The following is a 13,516-nucleotide window of genomic DNA, read 5'->3' on the forward strand; positions in this document are numbered from 1 at the left end:
CATCGCAAACACGCCGCATAATACCATCAACAAGATGAGCCAAACACTCTCTTAGTTTAGGCCGCTCTTGGGCCCAAAAACTCTGCCGACGGACACAAGGCTACTATCAAACTGGCCAACGACAATGATATTTCTCCGATTGCGGCGCCTAGTTTGGCAGATGTGGCACTGGAAGAAATTGTGTCTCGGGTTGAGGAATTGATTCAAAAAGATCCCTCTGCAAATTCTCCGCTTTTTGCGGCAAATTTGGGTGGATTTGAATTGCCCGATACCACCCTGAACGAGATTGCAGAGCAAATGGCTGAACTCTGTCCAGACAAGGTTGCTCGGAAAAATAACCGGCAAAGGAGAATGTGGCACAATCGCTATAAGCGAGCAGCCGCAACCTTTTCAGCACTCGCGGGTAGTATGCCCATCGCCAATATTACAGTTGGTGACGCATCAAATTATCGGCGCTCATTTGAGAAGAGGGTAACCAATCAAGAAGTCACTACTCAGTATGCCAACAAGCATTTCGGCTATCTTCGGGTGATGGTCGATACGTATTATGACAACCTAAAGATTGATGAATACTCGAACCCTTTCGTTAATGTTCGCATTAAGGGTGAAGCGAATTGGGAAAAGGCAAAAGATCCAGTCAGAAAGGCCGAATTTTCACCCAACTGGATTCAACAGAACATTGCAAGCGGTGCTAAGCTTGATGGCCTAAATGATGAAGCACGGGACATCTTGATTGTGTGTGCTGAAACGGGGTGCCGACAAACTGAAATCTACGATCTGCCCCAGTCAGCTATCAAGCTAGATGCAAGTGTACCTCACATTTTGATTAGCGTGGAAGACGGCGAACACAGGCGGGAAATCAAAAACAAAGCCTCCCGTCGTCCAGTGCCACTTGTTGGAATGGCTCTAGCGGCCATGAAACGAAACCCAAAGGGTTTTCCAAGGTATCGCGGCAAAGAAGGTTTCAGTGCCACAGTGTCTAAGTACTTTGAGGAACATAACATGTTCCCAACTGCCAGACACCATGTGAGCAGTTTACGTCACAGCTTTGAGTCCAGAATGCGCCGAGCCGGCCTCACCAACGAGGAGCGAGGCTACATGATGGGGCATTCTATGAAAACCATTAGAGGGCGAGAAGTATATGGGGATGAACCAGATTTGAGAATTCGCGCACTTTATGCAGAGCTGGTTTCATTCGAAGCATCTGATTGGAAACCGAGAAAGGCTGAAGACATCTTCAATGAAATGGATGACATCTTGACTGACGAAGGTTTCCGCCCGGCAAGCCACAGGGATAACAGATAGGCTTGTCCTCTTGTGCAATTGAATGGCACTATTTTGGAGAGTTGGAGCTTAGCAATCAAAGTTCGTTTCTAAAATGGTGCCATCATGGACTATGCGTTAAAAATACTCGAAGTTATGGTCTTTGGAACAGCAGCCATAATTGTCATGGTCGTTGTCTCTGGAATTGTCTTGTTTGTTGTAGACAGAACTCAACGCAGGGACGCAATTCGGCGGAATTATCCGGTGATTGGACGGTTTCGGCGGCTTTTTTCCTCCCTAGGTGAATTCTTCCGACAGTATTTTTTCGCGATGGATCGCGAAGAAATGCCATTCAATCGCGCCCAAAGGGAATGGGTTAATCGAGCAGCGGAAGGGCACATTAACACCGTTGCATTCGGATCTACCCGCAACCTCGCCGTAGTGGGTACACCTATTTTTGTTAATGCACCCTTTCCGCCCCTAGAGGAACAACACACGATTCCGGGCCCCTTAATTATCGGCCAATCGGCCAAGTTTCCCTTTGAAGCTCCATCATTTTTCAACATTTCGGGAATGAGCTATGGCGCAATTTCCGCCCCCGCTGTTCGGGCCCTTAGCGCTGGTGCGCAAAAGGCTGGCATTTGGCTGAACACGGGCGAAGGAGGGTTAAGCCCTTTTCACCTTGAAGGGGGCTGCGACATCGTCTTTCAAATCGGAACCGCCAAGTACGGTGTCTGCAATGACAAAGGCGAACTGGATGACAAAAAGCTTAAAGAAGTTGGGTCCCACAAATCGGTTCGCATGTTCGAACTCAAATTGGCGCAAGGTGCAAAGCCGGGAAAAGGGGGCATTCTGCCAGCTGAAAAGGTGTCAGAAGAAATTGCGAAAATACGTGGGATTCCAATCGGCCAGGCGAGTTTGTCTCCGAACCGACACCGCGAAATCAAATCCTATTGTGATTTGGGCAAGGTGATTGCCCATATTCGAGAAGTGACCGGCAAACCCGTAGGTATTAAAATCGTCGTCGGTTCAGAAGCCGATGTTCGCCAGATGTTTGAAACTTTTGCGAATACAGCATCTGAGATGGTTCCAGATTTCATCACACTGGATGGCGGGGAGGGTGGAACCGGAGCAGCCCCGATGCCCTTGATTGATTTGGTAGGTGTTTCTATCCGCGAAGCACTGCCTTTGGTTGTTGGCGTTCGAGAAGAATTTGGATTGCAAGATCGCATTCGACTGATTGCATCGGGCAAACTGGTTAACCCTGGTGATGTTGCATGGGCATTGGCCGCAGGCGCTGACTTTGTAACCTCTGCTCGCGGATTTATGTTTGCATTGGGATGTATTCAGGCATTGAAGTGCAACAAGAACACCTGCCCAACGGGGATCACGACACACGATGTTCGATTGCAGCAGGGTTTGGATGTAGGGCACAAGATTGAGCGGGTCTTTTGTTATGCGAAAGAGATAATTCACGAGGTGGAGGTCATTGCGCACTCAACCGGTGTCTTAGAACCCAGAGACCTACGCCCCCAGCATGTTCGGCTTGTTCTTCCAGATGGGCGTAGTGCTCAGATGGATCGGCTCTAGTTCAAAAGTCGAAATCTGTAATTCTAGTGTCGGTCAACTAGGAGCGCTCATGGTAAAAACCAGCTGAGATTTGGATGGAACCAAAAGTAGAGTGTTCAGGTTTAGGAAGTGTACTGCGGCAACGTGGTAGAATGCGCCGAACGTCAATTGCCTTAGATGCAACTCTTGACAATAACGCCTTGAAACTTAAACATTCCATTTCCCCTACGTGAATGCTGGCAAGCTTTACAGCAGTTAGGCATTCTATTGTTTTTCTTGAGAAACCTTGTGCATTTGCTCTTTGTAATGCAGTTTGGTGGGTAAAGGCGCCTTAAGGCAATCACGGCTTGGGAAAGATCACTCAACTTTTCTTTTTGTATTAGCCAGCCTGAGGCCTTGATGGGGAATGCTGAGAGAACAAATGCCAAAAATTTTGCTTGTTGAAGACAATGAAATGAACCGGGACATGCTGTCCCGACGATTAATGAAAAAGGGTTTTGATGTCGTTATGGCTTTTGACGGTCAGCAAGGCGTCAACATGGCTTTGAGCGAAACGCCTGACATCATTCTTCTTGATATGAGTTTGCCAGTCATGGATGGTTGGGATGCCGCTGGTGTTTTGAAAGGCCAAGACGCCACAAAAGCCATCCCAATAATCGCTCTTACTGCCCATGCAATGGCTGGTGACAAGGAAAAAGCCTTGGAAGCGGGTTGTAACGATTACGATACAAAGCCCGTGGATTTCAAACGGCTTCTGAGCAAAATCCATGAGTTTGTTGGGGCATAAGCGCGGAAAGCGGAGACAGCAATGAATAGTCTGGACATACTCTGGGTCGTCATTTGCTGCGCACTGGTTTTTCTGATGCAGGCCGGATTCTTGTGTTTAGAGAGCGGCCTCACTAGGACGAAGAACAGCATCAACGTTGCCATAAAAAACCTGGCCGATTTTTGCCTTACCACAATTGTGTTTTGGGCCGTCGGCTACTCGCTAATGTTCGGCACTTCTCAACTAGGTGTGTGGGGAAGGGGTTTGGTGTTTCCTGATTTTTCGGAGATTTCAGCACAGGAAACCACCTTTTTTCTTTTCCAAGTCATGTTTTGCGGAGCGACCGTGACAATAATTTCTGGAGCGGTCGCAGAAAGGTTGCAGTTCGGTGGCTATCTAATTGTTGCACTATTGGTCTCTGGGTTGGTTTATCCGGTCGCTGGACACTGGGCTTGGTCTTCACTGAACGGCGGCGAACCGGGTTTTCTGGCGAGATATGGGTTCGTGGACTTCGCAGGGTCTTCAGTAGTTCACAGTGTGGGGGGGTGGTCGGCCTTAGCCCTTCTAATAATTGTGGGGCCCCGCTTGGGTCGCTTTGACGGCAGCATAATGACGGCCGGGTCGAACCTGCCAATAGCGACACTTGGGGTCCTGTTACTTTTTGTCGGGTGGCTGGGCTTCAATGGGGGCAGCACGTTGGCAATGAACGAAGACGTCCCATCCATCCTCGTAAACACGGTTATTGCCGGTTCAGCGGGCGCTCTCGCAGCTGGTGGGTTAGGATATGCTGTAAATAATAATTTGAACGTAACTCAGTTCATGAACGGCACTCTCGGCGGTCTGGTCGCAGTAACGGCCAATTGTTTTGCGGTCACGACACCTGTAGCAGCACTGATTGGGATCGTCGGCGGCATGATTGTCGTCTTCGCTGAAAAGTTGCTGGAGCGTTTGGAACTGGACGATGCCGTCGGGGCGATACCCGTGCATCTGGCTGCCGGTATCTGGGGGACAGTGGCAACTGGCCTTTATGGAAATTTGGATATTTTGGGAACTGGGCTATCGCGGCTTGAACAAGTTGGCATCCAGCTCATAGGCGTTTTTGTTTATGGGGCTTGGGCCTTTGGAGTGTCTTATGTCTTGTTCTCTCTGGTCGACCGGGTTCTGCCATTTAGAGTGAGCGAAGAGCACGAGTTAATGGGGCTCAATCTTAGCGAGCACGGAATTCGACAGGAAACAGAAGGCGTGACACCAGTTACGTCAAATTCCTGAGCGGGGAAAATGACATGAGATCGAAACTTAGTATCGGACAAAAGATTGTTTTTGTGACAATTCCGATAACGATGTTTGCTGTCCTTTTTACAGCGGTGGTTTCTGGCATCTCTTCGCGAAACGCCCTTGAAGAGGCCGCATTCGAACGGTTGACGGCTGTTAGAGAACTCAAAGCCCAACAAATCGAAGACTATTTTTTGCAAGTGGGTCATCAAGTAGCACAGGTTGCATTGGATCAATCCAATATTGACACATTGGACGCGATTGGCTTCACAACTTACAGCTTGCCAAGCATTTCTGAGAAAACAAAATCGGCCAATCTGGCGGCTGTTTCCAGTTTTTACTCGAAGAATATTTTCACATCTTTGAAGGAATCTCGCATTCCTGGTTTGACTCAGGAAATGCTTAGTGCGCTGGTTCCCCAAGACCCGATAGCCTTGTACTTTCAAAATGCTATTCTTGTTTCTCAAAGTTTGGAAACCGTCGACACTTTACCGACTTACTGGCAATACTATTTGGACAAAAAGACCGACCTCGACGCTCAATTTGTTGAGTTTTCACAACGGTTTGGTTTCCCATCTGTCTATTTCGCATTGGAACAAGATGCTCGCGTCGTTTACTCGACACAAAGGGGGATGGAGATTGGCACTTCTTTGACAAAAGGTCCGCATCACGAAAGCAATTTGGCTGAGGCGGTTAAACAAGCGCTCACACTCAAAAAAGGTGAAGCCGTCTTCGTCGATTTTGAGTCATATATTCCAGCAATGGGCCGCCCTACCGGTTTCATGGCGTCACCTATTTTCAAAGGCGATGTGAAGTTGGGGGCTGTTGCATTTGAAATCCCGATCACCAAAATGAATGACATGATGACTTCACACCAATCCTGGAGCGAAGTTGGTCTGGGTGCGTCCGGAGAAACCTATCTAGTTGGCGACGACTTTTTGCTACGTAGCCAGTCTAGGTTTTTGATTGAAGATCGTGATCAGTATCTACAAATGATCCGCGAAATAGGAACGCCAGAAGAAACAGTTCAACTAATTGCCTCGCAAAACAATTCTATAGGGTTGCAAAAGGTCGACACTGTCGGGACTCGAACAGCGCTGAAGGGTGAGATTGATACCAGAATTTTTCCTGACTATCGCGGCGTTGACGTTTTGTCTTCTTTTCGCCCCTTAAACATCCCTGACACAAGTTGGGTGATAATGAGCGAAATCGACAAAGCGGAAGCTTTGGCGGCATTTCAAAAACTTCAAGACAAACTGATCCTGATTGCATCCGTTGTTTTGGCTGCGACGGTCTTTTTTGGCTATTTCTTCTCTTTGTCTTTGTCACGTCCAATCAGAGCCTTGGCTATGTCTGCAAAGGAACTAACCGGTGGAAATCTTGATGCTATCGTAGATGTTCAAACTGGTGATGAAATTGGAGAGCTAGCCGACGAATTCCAAAAAATGCAGCTGGCCCTACGGGAGTCTTTCGAGCGTGTCGAAATACAAAAAGATGAGCTGGAGTGCGAAGTTAAGCGCCAAACTGAAGAACTTAGAGAGACTTCTAGCCAGCTGAACTCGGCATTAGCTAGCATGTCCAGCGGCATTTACATGCTAGATGAAGAGTTAAATTTTGTCCTGTTTAATCAACGGTTTTTGGAACAATACGAAGTCCCGGAAGGAGTTGTTCAAGTTGGCACAAATATTAGAGACGTTCTAAAGTTTCATGCTCATAGAGGTGATTTTGGTGATCGGGAAAGCGAAGAGGTGATTTTGTCGGTAATCGATGAATTCAGATCCAAAACTAATCAGCGGATTGAGCGAAAATTGCCTAACGGGAAAACTATCAACGCCCAATTTTCGTTTCTGGAAAGCGGATCTGTCATCGTTGTTACTTCCGACATCAGCGACCTGAAAGAAAAAGAAGACCACCTCCTCCATCAAAACGAAGAGATGCTGAAAGTTCAGGGTGACCTAAAAGATAGTGAACAGCGTATCTCGAAGATTATTCAATCAAGTCCGGATGGGATCATTACGATTGATCGCAGCGGTATCGTTCAATCATTTAGCAATTCCGCAGAACGCATTTTTGGCTATTTTGCCGAAGAAGTGATCGGACGGAACGTCAAGATCCTGATGCCAAAAGAGGTTGCTCTGGAGCATGATTATTATCTCGAACGCTACACCGTTGGGAAAAGTTCTTCGATTGTTGGGGGCGTCCGAGTTGTAGATGCACTCCGCAAAGATGGCACGAAGTTTAAAATGGAACTGAGAGTTGAAGCTATTGAATTTGAAGGAGCCGAAACGCTCTACATAGGAACTGTCCGTGACATTACCATTCAACTGCAAATGGAAGAGGAAGTGAACCGAGCTCGTGAGGAGGCCATTGCTGCCAACGCAGCCAAAAGTGCCTTCTTGGCCAATATGAGCCACGAGTTGCGGACGCCAATGAACGCCATTATCGGGTATTCTGAAATGCTTGCGGAAGATGCCGAAGACGATGGCGATGAAGACGTACTCGCAGATTTGAACAAGATTACGACGGCCGGCAAGCACCTGCTTTCTCTCATCAATGATGTTCTTGACCTATCCAAGATCGAAGCCGGAAAAATGGAGCTGTTTATTGAAGAATTCAGCTTCTCAGATCTCGCCGCAGAGGTTGTTGTTACTGCTCAGAGTCTAGCAGATAAAAATGGAAATTCCCTTGCAGTCCAAATTGACGAAAATCTGAACAAAGTTTCCGGCGATCTAACGAAAACGCGGCAAATGCTTTTCAATCTGATTTCCAATGCTGCCAAATTCACCACGGATGGCACTATTACGCTGATTGGCGAAAGCTATCAAAATCGGGGTGAGGAATGGCTGCGTATGACTGTGGCGGACACTGGAATAGGCATTCCGGCGTCCAAACTGGACAAGATTTTTCAAGAGTTCTCTCAGGCCGACGAGTCCACGACACGAAACTATGGCGGGACAGGGTTAGGGCTTTCGCTTACTCGTCGCTTCGCCGAAATGATGGGCGGACGTATTAAAGTGGAAAGCATTGAAGGCGAAGGGTCTCAGTTCATTATTGAGTTACCTATGGAAGTTGAAAAACGGCACGAAGGCCTTGAAGCCGAAGCAAGCATTGAAGATCACGATCCAATTACATCGCCGGAGGAAGTGGTCGAACAATTAGCAGAAGTATCGGAACATGATTCCTTGGTCCTTGTGATTGATGATGAACAAAACGCACGACGATTGCTACAAAGAGCGCTGGAGCAGCAAGGATGCAAAGTCATCCTGGCAAATGATGGGCGAGAGGGGCTTAGACAAGCAGCCAAGTACAAACCGAATCTGATTACATTGGATGTTATGATGCCCGGAATGGACGGCTGGGCTGTGTTGCGCTCGCTCAAATCTGATGAAGCTCTCAGAGATATTCCGGTCCTTATGGTGTCGATGATAGGTGACCGAGGCATGAGTTATGAACTCGGTGCTGTAGACGCGCTTCAAAAGCCGGTTGATCGGAATAAGCTAAGAAAATTTGTCGAAACCTATGCACATAGCAAAAACAAAAATGTGCTGATCGTTGAAGATGATCCAGCAGCCCGCTCCAATCTCAAGTCTATTCTGGAAAAGGAAAAATGGCGGGTTACAGAGGCAGAAAATGGCGCCGTCGGATTGGAAAAGGCTCAGTCAACTGAGTACCAACTTATCCTACTGGATTTGATGATGCCGGTTATGGATGGATTTGAATTTTTGCAATCCGTTCGGTCGCCGGATTGTCGCTCGTCCCGCTCGCCAGTGGTCGTGATAACGGCCAAGGATTTGGATGCAACTGACAGGGCGAAGTTGTCGGGGAGTGTAGATCAGGTTGTTGCCAAATCTGGTCAATCAATCGAGAGCATTATGGCTGAGGTTAGGTCTGCACTTGGTGGGCAGTTTAATAAAGATCGGGGCCCGAATCCGTGAACTCTGATACCAATGGATCAACGCTGATCGAAAAACTTCTGATCGGAAAGGCTGAATGGGCCGAGTATCGTCTCTCCGCAGCGGGACAAAAAGATGACGCACTAGATTTCAGCGAGGCGGATCTGGATGCAGCCGATCTCGCTGACCGCGATTTATCTAGGGCGGATTTCTTTTCGGCGAGCCTGGCGCAAGCAAATCTAAAAATGTGCGATCTTGGTGGTGCAGATTTTGGAAGCGCCAAGCTAACGAAGGCTTCGCTATACAAATGCAATCTGAGAGGAACGATTTTTCAGGAAAGTGATTTGAGTCAGGCCGACCTGTCGCACAGCGATTGTGAAAACGCTGATTTCCGCGGAGCCAACTTGACCAATACTAACTTTGAAGGCGCCAATCTGAAAAATGCTCGGTTTGTGTCAGCAAATCTGACCAACGCATCTTTTCGAGCAGCTGTGTTAGATGGAATCGATTGCAGACATTCCACCTTTGAGAAAGTGGATTTGACGTTATCTAGCTTTGGCGGATACAGCACGATGACTGGAAAGTTTACCGGAATCAGAGGTATCGAGAGCTGCTATGGAAATGCTGTCTTTGTTCGTGATGTGAAAGACCAAGACTATATTGATACATTCAAGCAATCTATCGAGGCGTTGCCCAATGGTTTCAAAAAGTCGCTAGAACTCTTGATGTTCAGGGCTTGGGGATTAATCGATCACGGGCGCAGTTTGGCTAAAGTCAGCCTTTATGCCGTGATACTGGCTACAATTTACGGCCTCGTCTATCTGGCTGATATGTCTTTTGGCTGGGAAATGATGGACTACTCCAATTCTGCCCAAACATGGTTCACGCCATTTTACTATTCCTTGGTTACTTACACGACACTCGGATACGGAGACGTTACAGCCAATTCTCTTATCGGAGAAATGTTAGTCATCAGCGAAGTTGTAATAGGGTATTTTACTCTCGGCCTGTTGCTGTCCATCCTTGCTAACACTATTGCTCGTCGAAGCTGATTTCTTGGGGGAAATCTATGAGTGAAACTTCATCCGTTACAGAAGCAGTTATATTTTTTCTTTTTCTGGCCAGTATAACGCTCCTGTTTGTACGAACAGCCATTGCGGTGGCAAAAGGACGACGACATCGTTTACGGCTGGCAATGGAGCTCGTGGCGCTTTTTGCGATAATCTACTTTCTCAATAGTCCAGCATTGCGCTTCCTTGGGATGGAAAATCTTGCCGCTGATTTCCAAAAAGGAGTTTTGTTCCTTTGGACTGTCTCATTAGCGTTTTTGGCGAATACAGCGCTGGAACGATTTGTGTGGGATGGTGTCCTTTCGATCCATGGTGAACGACGCATCCCCAAGCTAATCACCGATGGCATTGGGCTGATAATTTACTCCGTCGCAGTGATGTTTGTCCTTCACTATGTTTATGGCGAACCAATCGGCCCAGTGCTTGCGACCTCTGGGGCAGCCGCCATTGTTATTGGATTTGGTGCGCAGTCGACAATCCGCGAAGTGTTTTCTGGAGTTGCACTTAACACGACCAAGGCGTTGCGAATTGGCGACTACGTCGAGATAGACGACGTCTATGGGCAGGTACATGACATCAATTGGCGCAGCGTCTCTGTTCACAACCCTCACACTGACTCGCTCTACATTTTCCCAAACAGCGCCGTTGCTGAAACGAAAATCCTGAACTTTAGCGAACCACAAGATGTATTTCGCTACTACATCACATTCTCGGCGGAGCTTTCAGCGCCACCCGAAAAGGTCATTCGGGTCATTGCGGATGAGCTTAAGCACTCGAAGTATGTTTACCGGACTCCAGCGCCAAACTTCAACATTCTCGGCTACAGTGAGCGAGGTATCGACTATCGTGTCCGGTATCATTTTGAAGGTGATGACCCATGGTGGGATGCCCAAAATGAAATGTGCATGGCCATATGGGGCGCTGCCCGCAAGCATGGATTGCGCATCGCCATGAACAGAATGCTTCAGGGTTCACCAAACTCGGAATGGGAGTTCATCGACGAAAAAAATTTCGCTACTGCGGCGCCGGATGCCGTGCTGGATCTTTTGAAATCCCATCCGGTTTTCGGCAAGCTTTCGGACGAAGGGTTAAAAATACTCTGCGATGGATACGAAACTGTCGATCTAAGCCCGCCATCCTGTTTCTACCAAAAAGGGGAGTTGGCAGACGGCGCCTTTCTTCTGCTAGAAGGTCGTGTCGATATTCTTGACGATGAGGGGCTACACGACCTAGAGGTCCAGAACGTCGAGCCCGGCGAATTCTTTGGTTTGGAAACGGTCTTCGGAGAGCAAAAACGCTTGCTAGCAGCTCGGGCCGACGAGTACTCGGTTGCAGTACGATTTAATGACGAAACAATTACAAATATTCTCCGAGAGTCCGAAAATGTGAAAAAGCTTCTTTCTGAATCTGAGGCTTCATTCGACAATGATCGCCGTCAACGGCGTAAAGACGAGCTGTTCCAAATTCGCATCGCTGCACATCATCGGGAACGGCACTCTTCTCTTAACAGCATCCGCAGCGGTATAGACGAAATGGTTAACAAACCAGCCCTGCACCATTTGTTGGATCATTTCTCCAAACGAGTTCGAAACGAAGAGCTTCTGGAAGGGCTGGCAGCTACGGCAGCCCACCTGGCCGTATCCCGCGGAACTCCTGACGAAGTCGAGAGAGACTATTTCAGAGAAGCCCTTCGACATGCTGATTTGCTGAAACATGTTGAGCTGACGCATGGTTTGGACCTGTTTGACAGCTATTGTTCTCAGTTAGTAGATCAGACCGACAGAGAAAAATCCGGCCTTGTTCTGAAGGAACTAAGAGAGGCCAAAAGGGTTAAGGGCGGTGAAGCGGTTGTTCGCCATTTTGCCAAAGGTTTGTTTGGCGTTCGAGGGTTGCCGGATGAACGTGAGCAAAGCGCTTTCGCTCAAATTGAGGCGGTTCTGAGCGAAACAAGAAACTAATCTAATCGCAGAATACTGTGAAAAGGGACGCAAACATGAGTGAAGCAAGCATTCTGTCATTTGTCGTGGGAGTAACAGGCCACAGAGACATCCCCAAGCAGCTTTGTCAGCTTGTGGAAGAGAACGTGGCTGCCCAACTCAGGTCGATTTCAGAAATGTTTTCGTCGTTACCCATAGAGATCGTGAGCGGGCTAGCAGCAGGCGCGGACACACTTGTGGCGGAACAGGCGTTGGCGCTGGGAATGAAGGTCACTGCGGTTTTACCTATGCCGGCAGAGATGTATGAAGCGGACTTTGATGGAGAAGATCTAGAACGTTTCCGCACGTTGTTGGTAGATGAAAGAGTCAGTGTTACAGAACTCCCCGTTCTAGATTCAGAAAACCTGGATCGAGATCATCAGTACGTTCTCCTGAAGGACTATCTTGTACGCAGATCTAATCTACTGATTGCGCTTTGGGATGGGGAGGTAACGGGGCTTGCCGGCGGTACTTCGGATGTAGTGCTGTCCTATCTTGGCATAGAAACAAATAGTCCCAATCTTCAAAAGCTATCCCGATCTTCAAATAGCGGAGATGATGGTAATCTAGTGATTTCGATTTCCACACCGCGTGTTTGGAGTGAGTATGCCGATGGTGAGGTTGGCTTTGAATATCTGGTGAGCGAAGGCGCTGAAGGGTGTTTGGCAAGTCTAATCGATTTCCCCAAGACTATTTTCGACCGATGGAAAAATTTTAACTCCTATGCCGCTGAGAGATTTTCAACAAATGGTGAATCAATAGTTTCCTATGATTTGTTTTCAGAAAATGACCCTGATCTTGTTGCCGCCGCTAATCTGCTGAATGAAGAATTCATCAGAGCGGATCAACTAGCCATCCAAAATCAAAAGCGATCTGACATGCTGTTCAAAGGTTTTGGATTGATGGCCGGGGCAATGGGTCTTCTGTTTCTGGTCTATGCAAAGCTAGCATCGATGAAGATCTTTCTAGTTGCTTATCTGGTTTTGTTTGCAGCGGGATATGTACTTTTCAAAGTCGGTCACAAGCGTGCCTGGTTCAGCAAGCACTTAGGATACAGGGCTTTTGCAGAGACAATCCGCATTCGGTATTTTCTGGAACTGTCCGGATGCGGTGACGCAGTGGATACCAGCGGTCGTTTGAAGCTTATGAAAGTGAACCGTTTCAAAGGGCTAGAATGGATTGTAGATGCTGCGCGATGCACCGAAACTCTGCCAAGTCTTAAACAGAACAGTCGTGGCGTGATGGAAACAACGAGGCGCTGGGTTGAAGATCAGTCGAAGTACTTTGAAAAGAAGGTTCATCACCTGCACGCTGAGCATGAAAGACTTGAGACGATAAAGAAGCTTTTGTTTTTTGGGTCGTTCATTGGGACGCTGGCTCTGATCTTTTTCAAGAAAGATCTCTATCATTTGAAACTTGCAGGATTTGACGGCAAGACTCTCCTAGTTTTCCTTATGGGTTTGCTTCCCCTCTGGTTGGCTCTTTGGGAGCTGTACCAGAGTAAAATGGCTATCAGGGAGCTGGCTTGGCAGTACTCCAATCAAGCTCAGATGTTCACGAACGCTTTACGCCGATTGAACGAGTTGCAGGGGGAGACCTGTCAACGTGCCATTATTACCGATCTTGCGGACAGCTCATTTGCGGAGGCTTTGCAATGGACAGTTCATCGTTACCATCGCGAACATGAACCACCAACGGCAGGATAAA

The 13,516-nt window shown here is 47.8% G+C and carries 8 protein-coding genes; all 8 read left to right on the top strand.

Annotation, left to right across the window (positions count from 1 at the left end; all coding sequences use genetic code 11):
* Nucleotides 1–153: 153 nt before the first annotated feature.
* The 8 genes from BUC32_RS00005 (at nucleotide 154) to BUC32_RS00040 (ending at nucleotide 13,515) form a co-directional block, all read left to right on the top strand.
* The gene (locus BUC32_RS00005) at nucleotides 154–1,305 is read left to right on the top strand and encodes a site-specific integrase (protein ID WP_139280598.1); all 1,152 of its coding nucleotides are present in this window, start codon (nucleotides 154–156) and stop codon (nucleotides 1,303–1,305) included.
* Between the two features lie 84 nt (nucleotides 1,306–1,389).
* Entirely contained in the window at nucleotides 1,390–2,853 is a 1,464-nt protein-coding gene (locus BUC32_RS00010) for an FMN-binding glutamate synthase family protein (RefSeq protein WP_073248130.1), read from the top strand.
* Nucleotides 2,854–3,253: 400 nt separating this feature from the next.
* Complete coding sequence (locus BUC32_RS00015) at nucleotides 3,254–3,619, top strand: response regulator (RefSeq protein ID WP_073248658.1); 366 nt, start codon at nucleotides 3,254–3,256, stop codon at nucleotides 3,617–3,619.
* Nucleotides 3,620–3,640: 21 nt separating this feature from the next.
* Nucleotides 3,641–4,867 carry an ammonium transporter gene (locus BUC32_RS00020; RefSeq protein ID WP_073248132.1) on the top strand — a complete coding sequence of 409 codons (1,227 nt, stop codon included), beginning with the start codon at nucleotides 3,641–3,643 and terminating at the stop codon, nucleotides 4,865–4,867.
* Between the two features lie 14 nt (nucleotides 4,868–4,881).
* Nucleotides 4,882–8,805, top strand: coding sequence for a response regulator (locus tag BUC32_RS00025; protein ID WP_083599178.1), 3,924 nt, complete (start codon nucleotides 4,882–4,884; stop codon nucleotides 8,803–8,805).
* Nucleotides 8,802–9,815: a pentapeptide repeat-containing protein gene (locus tag BUC32_RS00030; protein WP_073248136.1), complete on the top strand. Its 1,014-nt coding sequence runs from the start codon at nucleotides 8,802–8,804 to the stop codon at nucleotides 9,813–9,815. The genes BUC32_RS00025 and BUC32_RS00030 overlap by 4 nt, the downstream gene beginning before the upstream one ends.
* A 17-nt stretch (nucleotides 9,816–9,832) precedes the next feature.
* Complete coding sequence (locus tag BUC32_RS00035) at nucleotides 9,833–11,791, top strand: mechanosensitive ion channel family protein (protein WP_073248138.1); 1,959 nt, start codon at nucleotides 9,833–9,835, stop codon at nucleotides 11,789–11,791.
* A 35-nt stretch (nucleotides 11,792–11,826) separates the two neighbouring features.
* A complete protein-coding gene (locus tag BUC32_RS00040; RefSeq protein WP_073248140.1) occupies nucleotides 11,827–13,515 on the top strand; it encodes a hypothetical protein in 1,689 nt (562 codons plus the stop codon).
* Nucleotide 13,516 lies beyond the last annotated feature (1 nt).

This window comes from Shimia gijangensis (assembly GCF_900142085.1).
In the GTDB taxonomy this organism is placed as follows: Bacteria; Pseudomonadota; Alphaproteobacteria; order Rhodobacterales; family Rhodobacteraceae; genus Shimia; species Shimia gijangensis.

Coding starts and splice junctions, on each gene's coding strand:
- BUC32_RS00010 (WP_073248130.1), top strand. CDS start 1,390: ATGGACTATGCGTTAAAAATACTCGAAGTTATGGTCTTTGGAACAGCA.
- BUC32_RS00040 (WP_073248140.1), top strand. CDS start 11,827: ATGAGTGAAGCAAGCATTCTGTCATTTGTCGTGGGAGTAACAGGCCAC.
- BUC32_RS00020 (WP_073248132.1), top strand. CDS start 3,641: ATGAATAGTCTGGACATACTCTGGGTCGTCATTTGCTGCGCACTGGTT.
- BUC32_RS00035 (WP_073248138.1), top strand. CDS start 9,833: ATGAGTGAAACTTCATCCGTTACAGAAGCAGTTATATTTTTTCTTTTT.
- BUC32_RS00025 (WP_083599178.1), top strand. CDS start 4,882: ATGAGATCGAAACTTAGTATCGGACAAAAGATTGTTTTTGTGACAATT.
- BUC32_RS00015 (WP_073248658.1), top strand. CDS start 3,254: ATGCCAAAAATTTTGCTTGTTGAAGACAATGAAATGAACCGGGACATG.